The sequence below is a fragment of the Solimonas variicoloris DSM 15731 genome, from assembly GCF_000382285.1.
Taxonomy (GTDB): domain Bacteria; phylum Pseudomonadota; class Gammaproteobacteria; order Nevskiales; family Nevskiaceae; genus Solimonas; species Solimonas variicoloris.
On record NZ_KB907938.1, the window covers coordinates 63,946 to 86,363 of the forward strand.

The following is a 22,418-nucleotide window of genomic DNA, read 5'->3' on the forward strand; positions in this document are numbered from 1 at the left end:
CCGTCGCGCGAATCGATGCGCCGTCGCGCGAGCGCGGCGAACGCCCTGGCGGCGGCTCAGGCGGTGCCGAGGAACAGCTCGTACGCCGGATTGCCGGTCTCGTCGGCGTATTCGTAGCCGAGCGCGTCGAACACGCGCCGGCACTCGGCCCATTCCTTCTTCGGCACCTGCAGGCCGCACAGCACGCGGCCGTAGGCGGCGCCGTGGTTGCGGTAGTGGAACAGCGAGATGTTCCAGCGCGCGCCGATCGCCTGCAGGAAATCGGCGAGCGCGCCCGGACGCTCTGGGAACTCGAAGCGGAACAGGCGCTCGTGGGCCAGGCCCGGCGCGCGGCCGCCGACCATGAAGCGCACGTGGTCCTTGGCCATCTCGTCGCCGCGCAGGTCGAGCACCGGATAACCCTGCTCGCGCAGGCCGGCGACCAGCATGTCGAGCTCCTCGCTGCCACCGGCCAGCTTGAGGCCGACGAACACGTGCGCGGGGCTGCCCTGCGCGTAGCGGTAGTTGAACTCGGTGACCGGACGGCGGCCGATGTGGCGCATGAACTGCCGATACGCGCCCGGACGCTCTGGCAGCGTCACCGCCAGCAGCGCCTCGGCGTCGTCGCCGAGCTCGGCGCGTTCGGCGATGTGGCGCAGACGGTCGAAGTTGACGTTGGCGCCGGAAATGATCGCCGCCAGCGTCTGGCCGCGCACGCCATGTTCGTTGACCCAGCGCTTGAGACCGGCGACCGCGAGCGCCCCGGACGGCTCGGGCAGCGCGCGCTTGTCGTAGAAGATGTCGCGGGTCGCGGCGCAGATCTCGTCGACGCTGACCAGCACCGTGTCGTCGACCAGATGCCGGGCGACGCGGAAGGTCTCCTCGCCGATCTGCCGCACGGCGACGCCGTCGGCGAACAAGCCGACCTGCGGCAGCACGACGCGACGCCCGGCCTTCATCGCCGAGGCGAAGCAGGTCGAGTCGTCGGGCTCGACGGCGATCACCTTGACGCGCGGATTGGCCGACTTGATGGCGGCGGCGACGCCGGCGATCAGGCCGCCGCCGCCGACCGGCACGAACACCGCGTCGAGATTGCCGCACTGCTGCAGCAGCTCGCGGCCGATCGTGCCCTGGCCGGCGATCACGTCCGGATCGTCGTAGGGATGGATCATGGTCCAGCCCTTTTCGACCACCAGCTGCTCGGCATGCGCACGCGCGTCGTCGAAGCCGTCGCCGTGCAGGATCGCCTTGCCGCCGAGCTCGCGCACCGATTCGACTTTCAGCGCCGGCGTCGTGCGCGGCATGACGATGTGCGCCGGAATGCCGAGCTTGCGCGCCGCCAGCGCGACGCCCTGCGCGTGGTTGCCGGCGGAAGCGGTGACCACGCCGCGGGCGCGCTGCTCGGGCGCCAGGCGCGCGATCTTGTTGTAGGCGCCGCGCAGCTTGAACGAGTAGACGGATTGCTGGTCCTCGCGCTTGAACAGGACGCGGTTGCCGAGCCGTTGCGACAGCTTGCCCGCGTCCTCCAGCGCCGAGACCACGGCGACGTCGTAGACGCGCGCACTTTCGATGCGCGCACGGTATTGCTCGAGCAGCTTGCGAATATCCGCGCTGCCGGCAGGGCGTTTTGGGGAGCTCACGTCACATCGTGTCAGGGGGCGGTATCGCCTATGATACCGCGCACTCTGCCCCGGGCAGGTCCGAACCGGATACGCAACAGGATTTCAATGTCAGCGCAAATCGCCTTCATCGGTGGCGGCAACATGGCGGCCAGCCTGATCGGCGGCCTGCTCAAGGCCGGCCATCCGCCGGCGCGGCTGGCGGTCGCCGAGCCGCTCGCCGAGCGTGCGCGCTGGCTGAAGGACAGCTACGGCATTCGCGTCGCCGCCGCCGCCGGCGAGATCGCGCCGAGCGCGGACGTCGTGGTGCTGGCCGTCAAGCCGCAGCAGATGCGCGAGGCGCTCGCCGGCCTGCGCCTGCAGGCCGGCTGCGTGGTCGTGTCGATCGCCGCCGGCATCCAGCTCGCGTCGCTGGCGCGCTGGCTCGGCGACGAGGTGCACCTGATCCGCACAATGCCGAACACGCCGGCGCTGCTCGGTGCCGGCATTTCCGGCCTCTACGCGCCGCCGTCGGTGCCGCCGCAGGCGCGCCAGCTCGCCGAGTACGTGCTCGGCGCCGCCGGCACCTGCGTGTGGATCGCCTCCGAAGACCTGATCGACGCCGTCACCGCGGTGTCCGGTTCCGGGCCGGCGTATTTCTTCCTGCTCACCGAGGTGATGCGCGAGGCCGGCGTCAGGCTCGGACTCGACGCCGACGTCGCCGCCCGGCTGGCGCTGCAGACTTTCATCGGCACCGCCAAGATGGCCGAGGACGGCGCCGCGCGCGGCATCGACGTCGCGCAGCTGCGCGCCAACGTCACCTCGAAGGGCGGCACCACCGAGGCCGCCGTCCGCCATCTTGAAAACGCCGGCCTGCGCGCCATCTTTGCCGACGCGCTGCAGGCGGCCGCCGAACGCGGCCGCGAACTCGGCGCATTGCTCGCCAAGGAGTCCTGATGGGCGCCAACGCCGCCAACGCCTTGCTGTTCCTGGTCACCACGCTGTTCGATCTGGCGCTGTGGATCTATCTGCTGCGCGTGCTGCTGCAATGGTCGCGCGCGGACTTCTACAACCCGATCTCGCAGGCGATCTGGAAGGCGACGCGCTATCCGAACGACTGGCTGCGGCCGTACCTGCCGACGGTGCGCAACATCAATCTCGCCGCGGCTCTGACGCTGGCCGTGCTGGCCGTCATCTACATCTACGTGGTCATCGGCGTGCTCGGCTTCTCGCTCGGCCCGGCTTCGGTGCTGTGGTACGCAGCGCTCAAGCTGGTAGTGCTGACCGTCAATCTCTATACCTTCACGATCTTCGTGCAGGCGATCCTGTCCTGGCTCGGCCCCGGCGTGAACAATCCGGCCAGCAACATCCTGTGGAGCCTCAACGAGCCGCTGCTGCGGCCGGTGCGCCGCTTCCTGCCGCCGATGTCCGGGCTCGACCTCTCGCCGCTGGTCGTCATTCTCCTGCTGCAGGTGCTGAACCGCCTGCTGCCGCTGCCGGGCGCATTCCGCTAGTGCCTGCCGCGAAGGCATCCAGCCGTCGATGAACGAAACCGCTGTCGATTTCACCGTGCCCGGCTCGGTCGGCGTCGTCACGCCGCGGCGCGTGCTGATCGACACACCGCTGCCGCTCGATTGCGGGCGCACGCTGCCGCGCCATGAGCTGATGGTCGAGACCTACGGCACGCTCAACGCCCAGCGCAGCAACGCGGTGCTGATCTGCCACGCGCTGTCCGGCGACCATCACGCCGCCGGCCTGCACCACGTCGACGACCGCAAGGCCGGCTGGTGGGACAACTGCATCGGCCCCGGCAAGCCGATCGACACGCGGCGCTACTACGTCGTCGCGCTGAACAATCTCGGCGGCTGCAAGGGCTCGACCGGCCCCAGCTCGATCAACCCGGACACCGGCGCGCCGTACGGCCCGGACTTCCCGCTGCTGACCGTGCGCGACTGGGTGCGCTCGCAGGCGCTGCTTGCCGATGCGCTCGGCATCGGGCGCTGGGCGGCGGTGGTCGGCGGCTCGCTCGGCGGCATGCAGGTCATGCAGTGGGCGATCGACCTGCCGGAGCGTGTCGCCAACGCCGTCGTCATCGCCTCGGCGCCGCAGCTGTCGGCGCAGAACATCGCCTTCAACGAGATCGCGCGCCAGGCGATCCTCTCCGACCCCGACTTCCACGGCGGCCGTTTCTACGAGCACGGCGTGGTGCCGTCGCGTGGCCTGATGCTGGCGCGCATGATCGGCCACATCACCTATCTGTCCGACGCGGCGATGCGCGCCAAGTTCGGCAACGACCTGCGCGAGCCGACGCCGAGCTTCAATTTCGACGTCGAGTTCGAGGTCGAAAGCTACCTGCGTTATCAGGGCCAGGCGTTCGTCGATCGCTTCGACGCCAACACCTACCTGCTGATGACCAAGGCGCTCGACTACTTCGATCCGGCCCGCGACTACGGCGACCGGCTCGACGCCGCGTTCCGGCACGCGCAGGCGCGCTTCCTGGTCATCGCCTTTTCGAGTGACTGGCGCTTCTCGCCGGCGCGCTCGCGCGAGATCGTCAAGGCGCTGGTCGACGCCGACCGCGACGTTTCCTACGCGCTGATCGAGTCGCAGCTCGGCCACGACGATTTCCTGATGCCGATCCCGCAGTATCACGACGTGCTGCGCGGCTATCTGGCGCGCGTCGCCGATGAGCTGGAGGCGCGCGCATGAACCTGCGTCCCGATCTCGAACCGATCGTCGACTGGATCCGGCCCGGCTCGCGCATCCTCGATCTCGGCTGCGGCGACGGCGTACTGCTGCGGCATCTGGCCAAGACGCGGCAGGTCCGCGGCTACGGGCTGGAGATCGATCCGCGCAACGTCACGCGCTGCGTCGCCACCGGCATCAACGTGATCCAGGCCGACATCGACGAAGGCCTGCGCGACTTCGAGTCGGCGTCGTTCGACCATGTGGTGATGACGCAGGCGCTGCAGGCGCTGCAGCGGCCGGATGAAGCGATCGCCGAGATCCTGCGCGTCGGCAAGACCGGCATCGTCACGTTTCCGAACTTCGGCCATTGGCGCGTGCGCCTGGCGCTGGCGCGCGGCCGCATGCCGGTAACGCCGATGCTGCCGTCGCGCTGGTACGACACGCCGAACATCCATCTGTGCACCGTCGACGATTTCGAGGCGCTGTGCGCCGAGCGCGGCTGGAAGATCCTCGCCCGCCGCCTGCTCGACCACACGCACCACGAAGGGCTCGCCCACCGCCTGGCGCCGAACCTGTTCACCGAGGTCGCGATGTACCTGCTCGAAGCGCCGCGCGTGACCGGCTTCGCGACCTGATCGCGAGCGCCGCGCGCAAGCCCGGCTTCAGGCGGCGCGCGTCTCGGCCCGGATGTCGCCGATCAGGCGATCCTTGTCGCTCCACAGCGCCGCGATCCAGGTGTGGAAACGCGCGCGGAATTCCGGATCGTTCTCGTAGCTGCCGAGGAACAGTTCGCGCGGCACCTCGAGCTGGCGGATGTCGACGACGACGCGGCCCATGCGTCCGCAGAGAAAATCCCAGAAACCCTTGGCGCCATCCTGGTAGACGATCGTCACGTCGAGCAGCGAATGCAACTGCTCGCCGAGCGCCGACAGCGTGAACGCAAAGCCGCCGGATTTCGGCTTCAGCAGGTGGCGGTACGGCGACTGCTGTTTGGCATGCTTGATCGGCGTGAAGCGCGTGCCTTCGAGAAAGTTCAGGATCAGCGCCGGCTGATGACGGAACGCTTCGCAGGCGCGCCGCGTGGTCTCGATGTCCTGGCCCTTGAGCGCCGGATTGCGGGCGATCTGTTCCTTGGTGTGGCGCTTCATGAACGGGTAATCGAGCCCCCACCAGGCCAGGCCGAGGATCGGCACCCAGATCAGTTCCTGCTTGAGGAAGAACTTGAAGAACGGCGCGCGCCGGCCGAAAGCCTTCACCAGCACCAGGATGTCGTTCCAGGTCTGGTGATTGGCGCAGACCAGGTACTGGCGGCGCGGATCGACTTCCGCGTGCATCCGTATATCCCAGTGCACGCGCATCACCGTGTCGGTCATGAGCACGTTGACGAAGGCCCAGCGCTGCGCGCTCCAGGCCACGCCGCGCGACACCGCGTCGCGCAGCCGCCCCTTCGGCGTCACCAGCTTGAGCAGGATCAGCAGATAGACCGGCACGACCCAGAACAGGGTATTGAGGATCAGCAGCAGCGAACTGATCGCGCCGAGGAAGGGCGCCGGCAGCCAGGAGAGCATGGTGGGTTTCGTCTCTAATCGTTGTCAGGACAGATTAATCGCCTGAACCGCTTCGCAAAAGCCGGGTCAACCGGCGCGCGGGTGGGCCGACCAGTGGATGTGCACGATCAGCCAGCGCCCGCCGCGGCGCTGCAGCACCATGGTCTCGGTATTGTCGATGTCGACGCTCTGGCCACTGAAACGACCGGTCGTGCGCGCCTGCGTGATGACCCAGGCCAGATCACCGCTCGCGTAAGCCTCGCGGTGCACCACCTCGTAGCGCGTCGACGCCGCGAACAGCAGATCGCTGTCGAGATGCCCGTCGGCATACGCATCGCGAGAGCTCTCGGTATAGCCCTGCTCGAAGATCGCGACGTCCGGCGCCAGCAGCTGCAGCACGCGCTCGCGATAGTTCTCGGCGACGCTGGCGTGGAAATCGTCGACGACCGCCGCCGCCTGCGCGGCCGCGTCGGGGTGTGGCGCGACCGGTGCCGGCGTCGGCACCGGAACAGGCGCTGGTGGCACGACGGCGGCAGGCGGAGCCGCGGCCGGCGCCGCGACGGCAGCCTCGTTCACCGCGGGAGACGGGGCTTCGGCGGGGGCTTCGGCGGCCTTCGCTTCCGCGACGGCCGCCTCACCGGATCCGGCTTCGCCAGACGCAGACACCGCGGCCGCATCCGCCGGCGGCACTGCCGGCGCAGCCGCGGCTTCGTCAGCCATCACTCGCCCCGGCACGGCCGCGAGCGCCAGCCAGGCCAGGCCGAACAGGCGCGCCAGCCGCATCCCGGCCATCAGGAGCTGCGCGCCTGGACGCGGCGGCGGCCGTTCTGGTCGTAGACGTCGATGCCGTGCCAGTCGCCTTGCGGCAGGCGCACGAGCACGCACGGACTGGTCGGCGTGCCGTCGGTCTGGCGGTCGGCAGTCGGCTCGAAATACGTCGCGCGCAGACGCACGATGTTGTTGTCGACTTCCGCTTCCGGCGCGATCAGCAGGCCGTAGCCGTCGCTGGCGCGCTGCCCGATGCCGACCAGGACATAGGTACCGGGCAGCATCGCCTGCGTGCCGATCAGCGTGACGCCCGCCCCGCCCTGCCAGGCGACGACGGCATCGGCGTCCGGAAACATCTGCACGCTCGCGTCGGCGCTGGTTGCGGCGCAGTCCGTGGCGCGGCCGATCTCCTCGACCTTGATGATCGCGTCGGGTCCGAACAGCGCGCCGAACGTGCTGCAGCCGCTCAGGGCCAGCGCGACCAGGCTCCATGCCGCTTGCTTCATCCTTCTTCCCTCTGCTCGCGCGGCGCAGCCGCGCGTGGTGCCGGTGAGGCCGGGCGCGTGGCGCCGGCCAGTCTGCGGCGATGGTACCCGTTTGCCTCGCCGGCCGGCAGACGCCCCCTTGAAAGCGCGGCGGGCAACCCTACTTTCGTAGGCATCGCGATAACGCGAAACACTTTTTTCCAACGCTGCCTTCGGGAGGTCATCATGAGTCTGCTTCGCTACGAACCCTGGGCCCTGCACCGGGAACTGATCAACGAATTCAACCGCGCCTACGAGCGCAACGCCGATGCCTCGAGCGGCGCAACGGCGGACTGGGCGCCGGCCGTCGACATCGAGGAATACGCCGACCGCTTCGTGCTGCACGCCGATGTGCCTGGCATCGACCCGGCGACGATCGAGATCACCCTCGAGAAGGGCGTGCTGACGCTGTCCGGCAGCCGTGAACAGGCCGTCGAACAGAACGGCGTCGAGCGCCGCCGTCAGGAGCGCGCCGTCGGCAAGTTCCTGCGCCGCTTCGTGCTGCCCGACACCGCCGACGCGGACGCCGTCTCGGCCAGCGGCAAGCACGGCGTACTGCAGGTCGTCATCCCCAAGCGTGCCCAGGCGCAGCCGCGCAAGATCACGGTCACGCATTGATCGCCCCGCGTCTGCTTCAGACACGGGTCCGCAGTACGGCGGGGCGCTCAAAGCGCCCCGCTTTCGTTGGCCCGGGCACAAGTCCAGCGCGCCGCTTTCGTATAGATTGATGCGCGCCCGCACTGCGAACTGACGATGGAATACAAGGACTACTACAAAATTCTCGGCGTATCCCGCTCGGCGACGGCCGACGAAATCAAGCGCGCCTACCGCAAGCTGGCGCGCCAGTACCACCCGGACAAGAACAAGAGCGCCGGCGCCGAAGATCGCTTCAAGGAAATCAATGAAGCCAACGAAGTGCTCAGCGATGCCGAGAAGCGCAAGGCCTACGACACGCTGGGCGCGAACTGGAAAGCCGGTCAGCAGTTCACACCGCCGCCCGGCTGGGACTTCAGCCAGGCCGGCGCCGGTGCCGGCGGCTTCGGCCGCGGCCGCGCGCGCGCCGGCAGCAGCGCCGGAGCCGGCGGCTTCGGCGGCGGCAACGCCGGCTTCTCGGACTTCTTCTCGCAGCTGTTCGGCGGCATGGGCGCCGGCGGTTTCGGCGGCGGCGGCTTCGAGGACTATGCGGAGGCCGAGGCGCCGGCGACGCACGCGCGCCTGACGATCGCGCTCGAGGATTCGTACAACGGCGCGCAGCGCCACATCAACGTCGGCGGGCGCACGCTCAACGTGCGCATTCCCAAGGGCGTCGGCGCCGGGCAGACGATCCGGCTCGCCGGCCAGGGCTCGCACGGCGGCGACCTGCTGCTCGAGATCGACTTCGCGCCGCATGCGCAGTTCAAGCTCGACGGTCGCGACATCACCACGACCGTCAATATCGCGCCCTGGGAAGCGGCACTCGGCGGCAAGATCGACGTGCCGACGCTCGGCGGCACCGTCGAGCTGAACCTGCCGGCGAACAGCCGCGCCGGCCAGAAACTGCGCCTCAAGGGGCGCGGCCTGCCGGGCAAGACCCCGGGCGACCAGTTCGTCGTCCTGCAGGTCGTCGCGCCGCCGGCGGCGAGCGAGGCCGACCGCACGTTCTACGCCGAGATGGCGCGCCACTTCGAGACCTTCCGTCCGCGCGGCTGAAGCGCGATTCCGCATCCGCCAACGAAAACGCCCCGCATCGCGGGGCGTTTTCATATACGCAGAAGCTCTGCCTCAGCGCGCCGGCTGCTCCGCCTCGCGGTGATAGCGGGTCGCGACCTCGACCTCGTTCTTCGAACCGAGGAACACGGCGATACGCTCGTGCAGCTTTTCCGGCTGCACGTCCATGATGCGCTGCAGCCCGTTGGTGGCGGCGCCGCCGGCCTGCTCGATGATGAAGCTCATCGGATTGGCTTCGTACAGCAGGCGCAGCTTGCCCGGCTTGTCCGGCTCGCGCTGGTCGCGCGGGTAGATGAAGATGCCGCCGCGCGACAGGATGCGGTGGACATCGGCCACCATCGACGCCACCCAGCGCATGTTGAAGTCCTTGCCACGCGGCCCGGTCTTGCCAGCCAGCAGCTCGTCGACGTAGCGCTGCATCGGCGGGAACCAGTGGCGCTGGTTGGACATGTTGATCGCGAATTCCTTGGTGTCTTCCGGGATCTTGATGTCGCGCTCGGTCAGCACGAAGGTTCCCACCTCGCGGTCGAGCGTGAACGCATGCGTGCCGTGGCCGACGGTGAGCACCAGCATCGTGCTCGGGCCGTAGACAGCGTAACCCGCCGCGACCTGATTCGCGCCCGGCTGCAGGAAGTGCTGGGTCTCCAGCTTGTCGACGCCTTCGGGGCAGCGCAGCACCGAGAAGATCGTGCCGACGCTGATGTTGACGTCGATGTTGCTCGAGCCGTCGAGCGGATCGAACAGCAGCAGGTAATTGCCCTTCGGATACGGATTCGGGATCTCGCTGAAGTCGTCGAGTTCCTCGGACGCGCAGCCGGCGAGATGGCCGCCCCACTCGTTGGCGTCGAGCAGGATCTCGTTCGACAGCACGTCGAGCTTCTTCTGCGCCTCGCCCTGGATGTTGCCGGTGCCGGCGTCGCCGAGCACGCCGCCGAGCGCGCCCTTGTTGACCGTACGCGAAATGGCCTTGCAGGCGCGCGCGACGACTTCGATCAGCAGGCGCAGGTCGGGATTGATATGGCCGGCGCGCTGCTCCTCGATCAGGAAGCGCGTCAGCACAGGCGGGGTCTTGGACGTCATGGGCGTCGGATATCCGGGCGTGAGTGGAAATGCAGCCTGATATTGTCCGGGCTGGCGGCCGGTTTGCCTAGGGCCGCCGCCCGCTGCGGCAAAACACACCCCGGAAACGACGAGAGCTCCCGAAGGAGCTCTCTGCTTGTAAATGGCGCGCCCGGAAGGATTCGAACCTCCGACCCCTTAGTTCGTAGCCAAGTGCTCTATCCAGCTGAGCTACGGGCGCGCACGAAAAACGTTGTTCTGATGCCGTGAAGCTTATGGCGGAGTGAGAGGGATTCGAACCCTCGATACGGTTTTAGCCGTATACACCCTTAGCAGGGGTGCGCCTTCGTCCACTCGGCCATCACTCCGGGACTGCAAGGCCGAGCTGGGCCCGGCTCACTCACTCACCGGATGCTGCCCCGGCGAGGGGCGCAATTCTAACGATGTGATCCGCGAAAAGAAAGCCGGTTTTCGAAGTTCTTTCCGAGCTTGGCGTTCCGGCGCTCAGGCAGCGGCCGGAACCGGGCCGCCGCCCTCTTCGCCCTCGCGCTTGATGCGCTCGAAGATCTCCTCGCGATGCACCGCGACATCACGCGGCGCCTTGACACCGATGCGGACCTGGTTGCCTTTCACGCCGAGCACCGTCACGACGATGTCATCGCCGATCACTACGGTCTCGCCTACACGTCTGGTCAAAATGAGCATGGGTCCCTCCTTGAACGGGCCTCTGCAGTTTTAGAGTCTCCCGTGTGTAACACTATCCGGAAAGGCGCACCCCACGCCTGTGGATAAGACCTACGCCGGCTTGGCGCCGTCTTCCAGACCGAAGGCCTTGTGCAGCGTGCGCACGGCCAGCTCCAGGTAAATCTCGTCGATCACCACCGAGATCTTGATCTCCGAGGTCGAGATCATACGGATATTGATGCCGGCCGCGGCAAGCGCGGTGAACATCTTCGAGGCGATGCCGGCGTGGCTGCGCATGCCGACGCCGACCAGCGACACCTTGACGATGTCGGTCGCGCCGTTGACGCCCTTGGCGCCGAGCTCGCCGGCGACCTTGCGGCTGATCTCCATCGCGCGCTCGTAGTCGGTGCGCTGCACGGTGAAGGTGAAGTCGGTCGTGCCGTCGGCGCCGACGTTCTGCACGATCATGTCGATCTCGATGTTGGCTTCGCCGATCGGACCGAGAATCGCCGCGGCGATGCCCGGACGGTCCGGTACGCCGGCCACGGTGAGCTGGGCCTCGTCGCGGGTGAACGCGATGCCGGAGATGAGCGGTTCTTCCATCATGCTGTCCTCAAGCGTGATCAGGGTGCCGGGGCCGTCGACGAAGGTCGACACCACGCGCAGCGGGACCTTGTACTTGCCCGCGAATTCAACGGAGCGGATCTGCAGGACCTTGGAGCCCAGGCTCGCCAGTTCCAGCATTTCCTCGAACGTGATCTTGTCCAGGCGGCGGGCCTTCGGCTCGACGCGCGGATCGGTCGTGTAGACGCCGTCGACGTCCGTGTAGATCTGGCACTCGTCGGCCTTCAGCGCGGCGGCGAGCGCGACGCCCGTCGTGTCGGAGCCGCCGCGACCGAGCGTGGTCACCGCACCGGTCTCGTCGATGCCCTGGAAGCCGGCGACGACCGGCACGATGCCGGCCTCGCAGTCGGCGCGCAGCCGGCTCGCGTCGATGTCCTGGATGCGCGCCTTGGTGTAGGCGCTGTCGGTGCGGATCGGCACCTGCCAGCCCGTGTACGAGCGGCTCGGCACGCCGATCTTCTCGAGTGCGAGCGCCAGCAGGCCGATCGTGACCTGCTCGCCGGTCGCGGCGATCTGGTCGAACTCGCGGCGGCTGCCGCGCGGCGAAATCGACTTCGCCAGCTTGAGCAGGCGATCCGTCTCGCCGGACATCGCCGACACCACGACCACGACCTGATGCCCGCGCGCGCGCCAGCCGGCGACCTTGTTGGCGACGTGCTCGATGCGCTCGACCGAGCCCATCGAGGTGCCGCCGTACTTCTGAACGATGAGTGCCATGTGCCTTCAACGAAGAAGCGCACCGCCAGCGCGGCGCGCGAAAAATCTTGCCTCTAGAGCTTGCCTTCGACCCAGGTGCCGACCGAGGCGATCGCCGCCGGCAGCTGCTGCGGCTGCGTGCCGCCGGCCTGCGCCATGTCGGGCCGTCCGCCGCCCTTGCCGCCGACCTGCTGGGCGACGAAGTTGACGAGTTCGCCGGCCTTGACCTTGGCGGTCAGGTCGGAGGTGACGCCGGCGATCAGGCTGACCTTCTCGCCGCTGACGCTGCCGAGCACGACGATGCCGGAGCCGAGCTTGTTCTTGAGCTGGTCCATCAGCACGCGCAGATCGTTGCCCTCGACACCGTCGAGCTGGGCGGCGAGCAGCTTCACGCCCTTGATCTCCTGCGCCTGCGCAGCGAGATCGGAACCGGCGCTCGACGCCAGCTTGCCCTTCAGCGCGGCGATCTCCTTGTCCTGCTGCCTGCCGCGCTCGACGAGCTGCTCGACCTTGGCGATGGCGTCGTCGGCGCTGCCGCGCACCAGATCGCCGATCTTCTTCAGCTTGCCCTCGGCGGCGCGCAGGTAGGCCAGCGAATTCTCGCCGGTGATCGCTTCGACGCGACGCACGCCGGCGGCGACGCCGCTCTCGGAGACGATCTTGAACAGGCCGATGTCGCCGGTGCGCGAGACATGCGTGCCGCCGCACAGCTCGGTCGAGTACGGGCCCATCGTCAGCACGCGGACCTCGTCGCCGTACTTCTCGCCGAACAGCGCCATCGCGCCGGACTTGATGGCCTCGTCGTACTTCATCAGCTCGGCGCTGACCGCCACATTGGCGAGCACCGCGCGATTGACGCGATCCTCGATCTCGGCGATTTCCTCGGCCGTCAGCGGCGCGTTATGCGAAAAATCGAAGCGCGTGCGCTGCTCGTCGACCAGCGAACCCTTCTGCGCCACGTGCGCGCCGAGCACCTCGCGCAGCGCGCGGTGCAACAGATGCGTGGCCGAGTGGTTGCGCATCGTCGCGCGGCGCAGGCTGTCGCTGACCTCGGCGGCGACGGTATCGCCGGCCTTCAGCGTGCCCTTGCGCTGCACGCCCTGATGGCCGAACACGCTGCCCTTGATCTTTTGCGTGTCGCGCACCTCGAAGCTCGAGGCCGCGCCAGCGAGCGTGCCGCGGTCGCCGACCTGGCCGCCGGACTCGGCGTAGAACGGCGTGCGGCTCAGCACCACGACGCCGGCCTCGCCCTCGTGCAGCGCATCGACGGCCTGGCCGTCGCGATAGAGCGCCAGCACGCGCCCCTCGCCGCTCAGGCCTTCGTAGCCGATGAAGCAGGTGTCCTCGCCCTCGTAGGCGAGCGTGCCGGCCGACTTGAAGCTGCTCGAAGCGCGGGCGCGGGCGCGCTGCGCTTCCATCTCGCGTTCGTAGCCGACCTCGTCGATCGACAGCTCGCGCTCGCGCGCGATGTCGGCCGTCAGATCGACCGGGAAGCCGTAGGTGTCGTACAGCTTGAAGACGACATCGCCCGGAATCACCGCGCCGCCGAGCTTGCCGATCGCATCGTCGAGCAGCTTCATGCCGTTGGCGAGCGTCAACGCGAAGCTGTCTTCCTCGGCGCGGATCGTCTTTTCGATCGCCGCCTGCTGCGTGCGCAGCTCGGGATACGCCTCGCCCATGATCTCGGCGAGCGGCGCCACCAGCTTCGAGAAGAAGCCTTCGGCGATGCCGAGCTTGTAACCATGGCGGATCGCGCGGCGCATGATGCGGCGCAGGACATAACCACGTCCCTCGTTCGACGGCAGTACGCCGTCGGCGATCAGGAACGAGGTCGCGCGGATGTGGTCGGCGATGACCTTCTGCGAAGCGTTCGCGTACGGCTGCTGGCCGGCGAGGCCGGCGACCGCCGAGATCAGGTGGCGGAAGGTATCGGTCTGGTAGTTGTCGTGCGTGCCCTGCATCAGCGCGCTGATGCGCTCCAGGCCCATGCCGGTGTCGACGCTCGGCGCCGGCAGCGGCGTCATCAGCCCGGCCGCCGAGCGCTCGAACTGCATGAAGACGACGTTCCAGATCTCGATCCAGCGGTCGCCGTCTTCCTCTGCCGATCCCGGCGGGCCGCCCCAGATGCCCTTGGTGCCGTCCGGGTCGTGGTCGTAGAAAATTTCGGTGCACGGCCCGCAGGGACCGGTGTCGCCCATCGCCCAGAAATTGTCGGACGCGTAGCGCGCGCCCTTGTTGTCGCCGATGCGCACGATGCGCTCGGCCGGCACGCCGACCTGATCGCGCCAGATCGCGTAGGCCTCGTCGTCCTCGTGATAGACCGTCACCAGCAGGCGCGATGCGTCGATGCCGAGCCACTGCCTGGAGGTGATGAACTCCCAGGCGTAGGCGATCGCGTCCTTCTTGAAGTAATCGCCGAAGCTGAAGTTGCCGAGCATCTCGAAGAACGTGTGATGGCGGGCCGTGTAGCCGACGTTCTCCAGATCGTTGTGCTTGCCGCCGGCGCGCACGCACTTCTGCGAGCTTGCCGCCCGCGTGTACGGACGCTTGTCCTGGCCGGTGAAGACGTCCTTGAACTGCACCATGCCGGCATTGGTGAACAGCAGCGTCGGGTCGTTGGCCGGCACCAGCGACGACGAGGGCACGATCGTATGGCCCTTGCTCCGGAAGAACTCCAGGAACTTTGCGCGCAACTCGTTGCTCGTCATCGTCGGGGCACAGGGGACACAAAAAGGGCGGGTATCGTAAACAAGTGACCACGGAGCCGCCAGCTGAACGCCTCCTGAAAAGCGCCTGTCAGGCCCGCCGCAGCGCGCCTGCGCCCCCCCTGTCCTGCGCCCGCCCCGGCGAAATCGGCCGGAGCGCCCGGGCGCCGTCGGCCCGGCCCGCCGGCCGATTCCGCCAGCCGCGACCGGGCCCGGGCCGGCACCGCGAGGCTGCCTTTCGGCGATAATCGCGCGCCATGAAGACCTCGCTGCTCCGCGCCGGCTGCGTTCTCGCGCTGGCGCTCGTCGCCGCCTGCGGCGCCACGCCGACCGCGCCCGAACCGTCCCCGCCCGCCCCGCAGCAAGCCCCGCCGCCGCCGAAAGTGGCGCTGGTGCTGGGCGGCGGCGGCGCACGCGGCTTCGCGCACGTCGGTGTACTCAAGATGCTCGACACCCAGGGCCTGCGCCCGGATCTGATCGTCGGCACCAGCGCCGGCAGCGTCGCTGGCGCGCTGTACGCCGCCGGCTACAACGGCTTCGACCTGCAGCAGATGGCCTTCGATCTCGACCGCGCGACGATCGCCGACTGGTCGATGTTCGGCAAAGGCCTGATTCGCGGCGAGGCCCTGCAGAACTTCGTCAACCAGGCGGTCAAAAACCGGCCGATCGAGGCGCTGGGCATTCCGTTCGCCTGCGTGGCGACCCGCGTCGACACCGGCCAGGCGGTGCTGTTCCAGCGCGGCAACGTCGGCCAGGCGGTGCGCGCTTCCTCGTCGGTGCCCGGTGTGTTCCAGCCGACCGTGATCGGCGCTATCGAATATGTCGACGGCGGCCTCGTCAGTCCGGTGCCGATCCGCTATGCGAAGCAGCTCGGCGCCGACTTCGTCATCGCCGTCGACGTCTCGACGCCGCCGAACAGCGCGGCGACGACCGGCAAGCTCGACGTGGTGATGCGCACCTTCGAAATCATGGGCCGGTCGATCCGCGACGCCGAACTGCCGCAGGCCGACGTCGTCATCAAGCCGGACCTGTCGGGCATCAGCTCCAGCGACTTCGAAAGCAAGCAGCTGGCGATCCTGCAGGGCGAGCGCGCCGCGCTGGCCGCGATCCCGCAGATCCGCGCCCGTCTCGCCGAGCGTATGGCGCCACCGCTGCTGCCGGCGCAGACCGCCGCCCCCGCGGCGAGCCCCGCTACAGCGGCTCCTCGGACGATTCCCAGCCGTCCTCCGCCGGCGCTGCAGTAAAGCGTTTCAAGGCGCCGCGAATCGCTTCGGCGGCGAAGCCGTGGCTGGCGAGGTAGCGATACTGCTTCTGCCATTCGGCCGCCGTGCGCGGCGGCGCGCAGAAGCGGCGCTCGCGCAGCGTGGCGCAAAGCGCCGGCCAGTCGGCCTGTGCGGCGGCGAGCACCGCGCGCGCCTCGGCATCGGGAATGCCGGCCGCCGCCAGATCGGCACGGATGCGCAGCGGCCCATAGCCCTGGGCGATGCGATTGCGCACCAGCATTTCGGCATAGCGCTGGTCCGACTGCCAGCCGGCATCGCGCATGCGCGCGACCGCGGCATCGGCGACGTCCTCGTCGGCGCCACGCTGCCGCAGCTTGAACGCCAGTTCGGCGGCCGAATGCTCGCGGCGCGACAGCAGCTTCAGCGCGCGACCGCGCGCCGCGTCGGCATCGAGCGGCGCGCGGTCGGCTTCCCGCTTACTTGGCGGCCGCGGCTTCCGCACGCGCCGCGCGCTCCGGATTGAGCTTGGCGCGAATCGCCTGCTCGATCTCGTCGGCGACTTCCGGATGCTCCTTCAGATAGGTCCGGGCGTTGTCCTTGCCCTGGCCGATCTTGTCGCCCTTGTACGCGAACCAGGCGCCGGACTTGTCGACGATGCCGTTGTCGACGCCGAGGTCGATCAGCTCGCCGAGCTTGGAAATGCCTTCGTTGTAGAGAATCTCGAAGTGCGCCTCCTTGAACGGCGGCGCCATCTTGTTCTTGACGATCTTGACGCGGGTCTCGTTGCCGATGACCTCGTCGCCTTTCTTGATCGCGCCGGTGCGGCGGATGTCGAGACGCACCGAGGCATAGAACTTCAGCGCGTTGCCGCCCGTCGTCGTTTCCGGCGAGCCGTACATGACGCCGATCTTCATGCGGATCTGGTTGATGAAGATGACCAGGCACTTGCTGCGCGAAATGTTGCCGGTCAGCTTGCGCAGCGCCTGCGACATCAGGCGGGCCTGCACGCCGACCACGCTGTCGCCCATCTCGCCTTCGATTTCGGCCTTCGGCACCAGCGCCGCGACCGAGTCGATGACGATGATGTCGACGCTGTTCGAACGGACCAGCATGTCGCAGATCTCGAGCGCCTGCTCGCCGGTGTCCGGCTGCGAGATGACGAGATCCTCGATCTTCACGCCGAGCTTCTGCGCGTAGTTGACGTCGAGCGCGTGCTCGGCGTCGATGAACGCGGCGACGCCGCCGGCCTTCTGGCACTCGGCGACCGCGTGCAGCGTCAGCGTGGTCTTGCCCGACGATTCCGGGCCGTAGATCTCGACGACGCGGCCGCGCGGCAGGCCGCCGATGCCGAGCGCCGTATCGAGCGTCAGCGAGCCGGTCGACACGACTTCGACGTCGCGCATCTGCTCGCCGGGGGCCATCTTCATGATCGCGCCCTTGCCGAACTGCTTTTCGATCTGCGACAGCGCGGCCTCGAGGGCTTTCTTGCGGTTTTCGTCCATTGGGAGCGTCTCTGACTGAAGTCTGTTGTAGTAGGAAGCCGGCGTATTGTCGGCCGCCACGGGCTCATAAGCTGAGCCTGTGCCGGTCGCCGCTGCGGGATTGGGGCATTGTCCCACAGAACGGGCTGCGCATCCGGTCACAAAGCGACACGAAACGCCCGAGCTTGACAGTCCCGCCGCGTCCGCCGGGCCACGGCGCCTGCGTGGCGAACTCCGGTACGCTATTTGCCAATCGAGCCGGAACGCTCGAACTCAAAGATCACGGGGAATCCAGGATGTCGCGTCTTTCATCGAGGCTGGCGCTCGGCCTCGTGCTGCTGTGCCTGAGCACCACCAGCCACGCCGGCCTGTTCGATGGTCTGCAGCAGACCCTGTCGGCGCTGTCGGCCTCGCTCGCGCAGACCCGCGCCGCCTTCCAGGCGACGATGGCGCGCTTCGAGGCGGCGATGGCGGAGACCGCCGACCGCCTCGCCGGCCGCTATCTGGAGCCGACCACCGGCACCGTCAGCTTCGAGGAGGCCCTGGTTCACCAGGGCATTGGCCGCAACGCGCTGTACATCCGCCCGCAGGCCGAGTCGGCAACCCTGGCGCCGGCGGTGATCTTCCTGCACTTCGGCAGAGGCACGCCCAAGGCGATGGCCAATCTGATCCACGCCGGCGATCTGGCCGCGTACGACGGCGCCTGGGTCATCCTGCCGAGCGCCGAGAACCGGCACTGGAACGAAGACCCGGCCTCCGACAACGGCATCGACGACGTCGGCTATCTGGCGGCGCTGATCGCCGACGCCGTCGCCCGCCATCCGATCGATCCCCAGCGCATCTATCTTGCCGGCATGTCGAACGGCGGCTTCATGGCCGCACGCTTCGCCTGCGAACGGCCGCAGCTGATCGCCGCCGCCGCGCAGGTCGTCGCGACGATGCGCAAATCGCAGGACGCCGTCTGCGCGCCGGCCGCCGCCGTGCCGATGACGCTGATCCTCGGCACCAACGACGCGCTCGTGAACTACAACGCCCGCTACGGACTGCTGTCGGCGGCGCAGACCTTCGCACGCTGGCAGAGGACCAACGGCTGCGATCCGTCCGGCGTGCTCGACGACGCGATTCCCGATATCGCCCGCGACGGCACGACGACGGTGCTGTCGCACAACGAAGTCTGCAGCTCCGGCGCGGCGGTGCAGCTCTACACCGTCGACAACGGCGGCCACACCTGGCCGGAAGGCGCCTACGAGGACGCCAAGCTGCGCCTCGGCCGCACCTCGCACGATTTCTCGGCGACGGCGGCGATCTGGGATTTCTTCAAGGACTACAGCCGGTAGTCGCCGGCGCCTTCCGGGCGCCGGCATCTCGCCCTACGTCTTCTTTGCGCGCGCGTCAGCACGCGTGCCGGGCGAGCTTTTTTCACGAGACGGCAATGCAACTGACTTATTCTCCGCGCCTGCTGGCAATGGGGTTGTTCCTACTATTGTCGTAGGACAATTTCTGCAATAGCGTGTAAGCATCGCTCGTATCAGCGCGCGATACGCAGACGCTGCGCGGTGCGGAGGTCGTCTTTTCCGCCGCGCGGGCGCACATAAGCAATTTCGGGGATTCATCGTCCGGACCGCCCGCGGTCCGCGACATCACGCATCAGTTCTTGTTGGGGAAGTCCATGGATGGTTTCGACAAACGCCGCGCGCCCGCGCGGGGATGGGCCCTGTGCGGCCTGCTGTTCGGCGCGGCGCTGAGCGCCTGCTCCGGCGGCGATCACCAGAACGGCAACGCCACGCTGCCGGCGCCGAAGATCACCTTCAGCGCCGCCGCCGGCGAAGCGGTGCCTGGCGCGACCCTGCCCTTCGCCTGGAACGTCAGCGACGCAACCGATTGCACGGCCAGCGGCGGCACCACGAGCAGCGGCTGGAGCGGCACGCTGCCGACCAGCGGCTACGCGATGGTGACGGTGCCGGTGACGGCCGGCACCTACACCTACGTGCTGAGCTGCAACAACGGCGACCAGACCAGCAGCATGGACGTCACGGTCAAGGTTTCGAACAGCGTCGCCGGCCCCGGCATCACGCTGACGCCGGCCACACAGACGATGCAGCTCGGCGGCAGCGCGACGCGCATCAGCTGGTCGGCCCCGAGCGCGGTGCAGTGCACCGGCAGCGGCAACGATCCGGCGTGGACCGGCAGCAAGGCGCTGAGCGGCGGCTACACGCCGGCGCCGACCGCAGCCGGCGCGTATCTGTACACGCTCAGCTGCACCAATGCGCAGGGCGGCCTCAATCTGGCGAGCTCGATCGTCATCGTCACGCAGGCCGGCCCGGCGCTGACGATCGCCCTGTCGTCACCGAAGATCCAGGCCGGCGGCACGAGCACGCTGAGCTGGACCGCCAGCGGCGCGACGCAGTGCAGCGCGCTCGGCGACGATCCGGCGTGGACGGCCACGACGCCATCGAAGAGCGGCGGCAGCTTCGCCATCGGCGGGCTCGCCGCCGGCGCCTACACCTACACGCTGAGCTGCCGTGACGCGAGCGGCGCCAGCAATGAAGCCTCGGCCGTGCTCTCGGTCGGCGCGCTGCCGCCGCCGAGCTTCGGCAGCTTCAGCGGCGTCACCGGCAATCCGACGACGCTGAGCTGGGACTTCGGCGGCGCCAGCCTCTGCACGGCCTACAGCGGCAACGTGCCGGCGTGGACCGGCAGCCGCGATGCGAGCGGCAGCGAAAGCGTGTCGCTCGACGGCGCGAGCCTCGCCGCGGATGGCAGCGCGCTCTACACGCTGGTCTGCGAAGGCAGCGGCGGCAAGACCTCGGCGAGCACCGTGGTGCCGGCGACCGGCTCCGCGGCGCCGACCGGTACGCTGGCAGCGACGCCGTCGCAGATCGCGCCGGGTTCGTCGTTCACGCTGGACTGGGCCGCCGACAGCGCGTCCATCTGCACCGCCAGCGGCGGCGACGGCAGTACCTGGAGCGGCAACAAGGCCGGCACGGGTTCGCAGACGCTGGTCGCGCCGACGGCGCCGGGCGTCTACACCTACCGCCTCGCCTGCGCCGCCGGCGCGGGCAGCGACAGCAGCCAGACCGAGGTCTATGTGACGGTCGGCGACGCCAAGCCGACGCTCGAACTCAGTGTCAACGACGGCGCCAGCGCCGCGCTCAACGCCGGCGACGCCCTGACCCTGAAGTGGTCGGCCCAGAACGCCGTGTTCTGCAGCGCGCAGGGCGGCATCGCCAACCGCGGCGGCTGGAGCGGCGCGCAGCCGCTCGGCAGCGAGGGCCTGTCGATCAGCACCACCGGCCTCGACGGCCACTACGACTTCGCGCTGCGCTGCGGCGTGCCCGGCGGCGAAAGCGTCGTCAAGCTGGTCGGCGTCGACGTCACCGGTGATGCCGACCAATGCGGCATCGGCACGCACTCGCTGCTGCTGACCGGCGCCGGCGTCGAAGTGCCATGGCGCCGCGTCGCCAACGTCGCGGTGAAGATCCGCAGCTCGGTCGGCGAAACGCCGGTCGGCGTCATCAGCGCCGGCGACGGCAGCGAAGTGATCGACGCAGACCTCGACACCTACACGCAGCTGCTGCTGCCGCTCGACCTGTTCGGCATCGGCAACATCGTCGTCGACGTCTACTCGACCGATCTGAACGAGGACGGCTCGATCCGCCCGCTGCCGATCAAGAAAGGTCAGCGCGCCGGCTTCATCGTGTCGAACCCGAACCAGGCGCTGTCGCTGTCGCTGCTCGGTCTCGACAGCCTGGCGCCGATCACCGGCGTCGACGCCGACGGCCAGGTCACACCCGGCGCACTCGACTACAGCAACGCCAACGGCCTGCAGCTCGACGCGCTGTATCTGGTCAACGACGGCGGCAAGTCCTTCGTCTCCTTCCCGCTCGACGACGCCACCGTCGACGCCGGCGTCTACGGCATCCGCTACAAGATGAAGGGTGGCCTGATCGCAGTCGCCAAGATGCTGAACGTCTACGGCGCCTGCGTCACCAACCAGGACTGATCCCACCCGGTCCGCGACGATCCGCGGCGGCGCCCGAGAACTGGTCGGGCGCCGCCGATCCTGCAAGCCCGAGCCGACGCTGCCGATCCGCCTTGGCGGAGCGGTCGGCGTTCTGCGTCCTCAAAACGAGTCCGCCATGACGCTGTTCCGATCCTCACTGCTCGCCGCCACCCTGCTCTTCGCCGCCTGCGGCGGCGGCAACGGTGGCGCCGATGACGATGCTGCGAGCCCGCCGCCTTCGGTCGACGATCCGCAGATCGAAGCCGCCGCCGGCCGCGAGCCGGTCGCCATCGCCGGAACCCGCACCTTCGAAGAAACCGTGACCTGGGAAGGCCGCGCGCGACAGGTGATCTACGTCGCGCCGGACACCGCGTCCGGTCCGTCGACGCCCGCGCCGGCGATCGTGATGCTGCATTACGCGACCGGCACGCCGTCGGACTTCCTCAACGTCACCCGCATCGCCGAGCTGAGCGCGCGCACCGGCGCCTGGATCATCGCGCCGGCCGCCGAGCAGCGCCGCTGGAACGACGATCCGGCCCGCGACGGCGCCGACGACGTCGGCTTCCTCGCCGCGCTGATCGAACAGGCGGTCGCCCAGCGTCCGCTCGATGCCCGGCGCATCTACATGGCCGGCATGTCGAACGGCGGCTTCATGACCACACGCTTCGCCTGCGAGCATCCGGAGCTGATCGCCGCCGCCGCGTCGGTCGCCGCCGGCATGCGGCGCACCGCCGCGGCGGACTGCGCGCCGGCACGCGCGGTGCCGCTGCTGCTGATGCACGGCACCGACGACCGCATCGTGCCCTACGACGGCAACGACGAGTTCGTCGCCGAATCCTCGCTGTTCTCAAGCTGGTCGCAACGCTCCGGCTGCATCGCCGGCGCGGCGCTGTACGAGACGCTGCCCGATCTGATCGACGACGGCACCACCACCACCGATGCCGTCGCCGAAGGCTGCACGCGCGGCGGCACGCGGCTCTATACGATCGGCGGCGGCGGCCACACCTGGCCGCAGTGGCAGACGCCGCTGGCGCTGCGCTGGCTGGGCCTGACGGCCGAGGACTTCAGCGCCAACGACGCGATCTGGGCCTTCTTCCGCAATCGCCGCTTGCCTTGATGCCGTCGCAGCCCG

At 68.7% G+C, this 22,418-nt stretch carries 20 protein-coding genes and 2 tRNA genes; 10 read left to right on the plus strand and 12 right to left on the minus strand.

Going from position 1 to position 22,418, the window contains the following annotated elements; translation table 11 throughout:
- Positions 1-56: 56 nt before the first annotated feature.
- Positions 57-1,574, minus strand: a complete 1,518-nt coding sequence (gene ilvA, locus H149_RS0114530; RefSeq protein ID WP_026353188.1) for a threonine ammonia-lyase, biosynthetic — start codon at positions 1,572-1,574, stop codon at positions 57-59.
- 132 nt (positions 1,575-1,706) lie between these two features.
- Between ilvA and proC the strand changes: the two genes are divergently transcribed.
- The 4 genes from proC to metW are packed head-to-tail and all read left to right on the plus strand — an operon-like array spanning position 1,707 to position 4,900.
- Positions 1,707-2,534, plus strand: a complete 828-nt coding sequence (gene proC, locus H149_RS0114535; protein ID WP_020650496.1) for a pyrroline-5-carboxylate reductase — start codon at positions 1,707-1,709, stop codon at positions 2,532-2,534.
- Positions 2,534-3,091, plus strand: coding sequence for a YggT family protein (locus H149_RS0114540; RefSeq protein ID WP_020650497.1), 558 nt, complete (start codon positions 2,534-2,536; stop codon positions 3,089-3,091). The genes proC and H149_RS0114540 overlap by 1 nt, the downstream gene beginning before the upstream one ends.
- Before the next feature lie 28 nt (positions 3,092-3,119).
- The gene (gene metX, locus H149_RS0114545; RefSeq protein ID WP_020650498.1) at positions 3,120-4,286 is read left to right on the plus strand and encodes a homoserine O-succinyltransferase MetX; all 1,167 of its coding nucleotides are present in this window, start codon (positions 3,120-3,122) and stop codon (positions 4,284-4,286) included.
- A gap of 2 nt (positions 4,287-4,288) precedes the next feature.
- Complete coding sequence (gene metW, locus H149_RS0114550) at positions 4,289-4,900, plus strand: methionine biosynthesis protein MetW (RefSeq protein WP_026353190.1); 612 nt, start codon at positions 4,289-4,291, stop codon at positions 4,898-4,900.
- Between the two features lie 27 nt (positions 4,901-4,927).
- Here metW and yihG read toward each other — a convergent pair whose 3' ends face one another.
- From yihG to H149_RS0114565, 3 genes are all read right to left on the minus strand, one after another.
- Positions 4,928-5,833 carry a 1-acylglycerol-3-phosphate O-acyltransferase, YihG family gene (gene yihG / locus H149_RS0114555; protein ID WP_020650500.1) on the minus strand — a complete coding sequence of 302 codons (906 nt, stop codon included), beginning with the start codon at positions 5,831-5,833 and terminating at the stop codon, positions 4,928-4,930.
- Positions 5,834-5,899: 66 nt separating this feature from the next.
- Positions 5,900-6,316, minus strand: a complete 417-nt coding sequence (locus H149_RS23640) for a YybH family protein (RefSeq protein WP_169518359.1) — start codon at positions 6,314-6,316, stop codon at positions 5,900-5,902.
- Between the two features lie 287 nt (positions 6,317-6,603).
- Positions 6,604-7,086, minus strand: a complete 483-nt coding sequence (locus H149_RS0114565) for a protease complex subunit PrcB family protein (RefSeq protein WP_020650502.1) — start codon at positions 7,084-7,086, stop codon at positions 6,604-6,606.
- A 204-nt stretch (positions 7,087-7,290) separates the two neighbouring features.
- Here H149_RS0114565 and H149_RS0114570 point away from each other — a divergent pair, with 204 nt between their 5' ends.
- Positions 7,291-7,722, plus strand: coding sequence for an Hsp20/alpha crystallin family protein (locus H149_RS0114570; RefSeq protein WP_020650503.1), 432 nt, complete (start codon positions 7,291-7,293; stop codon positions 7,720-7,722).
- Positions 7,723-7,857: 135 nt separating this feature from the next.
- Complete coding sequence (locus H149_RS0114575; protein ID WP_020650504.1) at positions 7,858-8,793, plus strand: DnaJ C-terminal domain-containing protein; 936 nt, start codon at positions 7,858-7,860, stop codon at positions 8,791-8,793.
- A 72-nt stretch (positions 8,794-8,865) separates the two neighbouring features.
- On the opposite strand, the gene H149_RS0114580 is transcribed toward H149_RS0114575, so the two are convergent.
- From H149_RS0114580 to alaS, 6 genes are all read right to left on the minus strand, one after another.
- Positions 8,866-9,891, minus strand: a complete 1,026-nt coding sequence (locus H149_RS0114580; protein WP_039749082.1) for a class 1 fructose-bisphosphatase — start codon at positions 9,889-9,891, stop codon at positions 8,866-8,868.
- 143 nt (positions 9,892-10,034) lie between these two features.
- Positions 10,035-10,111 (minus strand) — tRNA-Arg (locus H149_RS0114585).
- Between the two features lie 35 nt (positions 10,112-10,146).
- Positions 10,147-10,238 (minus strand) — tRNA-Ser (locus H149_RS0114590).
- Positions 10,239-10,374: 136 nt separating this feature from the next.
- The gene (csrA, locus tag H149_RS0114595) at positions 10,375-10,575 is read right to left on the minus strand and encodes a carbon storage regulator CsrA (RefSeq protein ID WP_026353192.1); all 201 of its coding nucleotides are present in this window, start codon (positions 10,573-10,575) and stop codon (positions 10,375-10,377) included.
- A gap of 90 nt (positions 10,576-10,665) precedes the next feature.
- Positions 10,666-11,895, minus strand: coding sequence for an aspartate kinase (locus H149_RS0114600; protein ID WP_020650507.1), 1,230 nt, complete (start codon positions 11,893-11,895; stop codon positions 10,666-10,668).
- A gap of 53 nt (positions 11,896-11,948) precedes the next feature.
- A complete protein-coding gene (gene alaS / locus H149_RS0114605; RefSeq protein ID WP_020650508.1) occupies positions 11,949-14,582 on the minus strand; it encodes an alanine--tRNA ligase in 2,634 nt (877 codons plus the stop codon).
- 254 nt (positions 14,583-14,836) lie between these two features.
- Between alaS and H149_RS0114610 the strand changes: the two genes are divergently transcribed.
- On the plus strand, positions 14,837-15,823 hold the full coding sequence (locus H149_RS0114610; protein ID WP_020650509.1) for a patatin-like phospholipase family protein: 987 nt from the start codon (positions 14,837-14,839) through the stop codon (positions 15,821-15,823).
- Here the strand turns inward: H149_RS0114610 and H149_RS0114615 are convergent.
- Positions 15,771-16,304 carry a regulatory protein RecX gene (locus tag H149_RS0114615; RefSeq protein WP_020650510.1) on the minus strand — a complete coding sequence of 178 codons (534 nt, stop codon included), beginning with the start codon at positions 16,302-16,304 and terminating at the stop codon, positions 15,771-15,773. The two genes, H149_RS0114610 and H149_RS0114615, sit on opposite strands and share 53 nt — an antisense overlap.
- Positions 16,279-17,304, minus strand: a complete 1,026-nt coding sequence (gene recA, locus H149_RS0114620) for a recombinase RecA (RefSeq protein ID WP_020650511.1) — start codon at positions 17,302-17,304, stop codon at positions 16,279-16,281. The genes H149_RS0114615 and recA overlap by 26 nt, the downstream gene beginning before the upstream one ends.
- A gap of 275 nt (positions 17,305-17,579) precedes the next feature.
- Between recA and H149_RS21140 the strand changes: the two genes are divergently transcribed.
- From H149_RS21140 to H149_RS21145, 3 genes are all read left to right on the plus strand, one after another.
- Positions 17,580-18,620, plus strand: coding sequence for a CE1 family esterase (locus tag H149_RS21140; protein ID WP_020650512.1), 1,041 nt, complete (start codon positions 17,580-17,582; stop codon positions 18,618-18,620).
- Between the two features lie 332 nt (positions 18,621-18,952).
- Entirely contained in the window at positions 18,953-21,286 is a 2,334-nt protein-coding gene (locus H149_RS0114630) for a fibronectin type III domain-containing protein (RefSeq protein ID WP_020650513.1), read from the plus strand.
- Between the two features lie 136 nt (positions 21,287-21,422).
- Entirely contained in the window at positions 21,423-22,403 is a 981-nt protein-coding gene (locus tag H149_RS21145; RefSeq protein WP_020650514.1) for a CE1 family esterase, read from the plus strand.
- The last annotated feature ends 15 nt before the right edge of the window (positions 22,404-22,418 follow it).

Coding starts and splice junctions, on each gene's coding strand:
- H149_RS0114610 (WP_020650509.1), top strand. CDS start 14,837: ATGAAGACCTCGCTGCTCCGCGCCGGCTGCGTTCTCGCGCTGGCGCTC.
- yihG (WP_020650500.1), bottom strand. CDS start 5,833: ATGCTCTCCTGGCTGCCGGCGCCCTTCCTCGGCGCGATCAGTTCGCTG.
- alaS (WP_020650508.1), bottom strand. CDS start 14,582: ATGACGAGCAACGAGTTGCGCGCAAAGTTCCTGGAGTTCTTCCGGAGC.
- csrA (WP_026353192.1), bottom strand. CDS start 10,575: ATGCTCATTTTGACCAGACGTGTAGGCGAGACCGTAGTGATCGGCGAT.
- H149_RS21145 (WP_020650514.1), top strand. CDS start 21,423: ATGACGCTGTTCCGATCCTCACTGCTCGCCGCCACCCTGCTCTTCGCC.
- H149_RS0114570 (WP_020650503.1), top strand. CDS start 7,291: ATGAGTCTGCTTCGCTACGAACCCTGGGCCCTGCACCGGGAACTGATC.
- H149_RS0114540 (WP_020650497.1), top strand. CDS start 2,534: ATGGGCGCCAACGCCGCCAACGCCTTGCTGTTCCTGGTCACCACGCTG.
- H149_RS0114600 (WP_020650507.1), bottom strand. CDS start 11,895: ATGGCACTCATCGTTCAGAAGTACGGCGGCACCTCGATGGGCTCGGTC.
- H149_RS0114630 (WP_020650513.1), top strand. CDS start 18,953: ATGGATGGTTTCGACAAACGCCGCGCGCCCGCGCGGGGATGGGCCCTG.
- proC (WP_020650496.1), top strand. CDS start 1,707: ATGTCAGCGCAAATCGCCTTCATCGGTGGCGGCAACATGGCGGCCAGC.
- H149_RS21140 (WP_020650512.1), top strand. CDS start 17,580: ATGTCGCGTCTTTCATCGAGGCTGGCGCTCGGCCTCGTGCTGCTGTGC.
- H149_RS0114575 (WP_020650504.1), top strand. CDS start 7,858: ATGGAATACAAGGACTACTACAAAATTCTCGGCGTATCCCGCTCGGCG.
- recA (WP_020650511.1), bottom strand. CDS start 17,304: ATGGACGAAAACCGCAAGAAAGCCCTCGAGGCCGCGCTGTCGCAGATC.
- metX (WP_020650498.1), top strand. CDS start 3,120: ATGAACGAAACCGCTGTCGATTTCACCGTGCCCGGCTCGGTCGGCGTC.
- H149_RS0114565 (WP_020650502.1), bottom strand. CDS start 7,086: ATGAAGCAAGCGGCATGGAGCCTGGTCGCGCTGGCCCTGAGCGGCTGC.
- H149_RS0114580 (WP_039749082.1), bottom strand. CDS start 9,891: ATGACGTCCAAGACCCCGCCTGTGCTGACGCGCTTCCTGATCGAGGAG.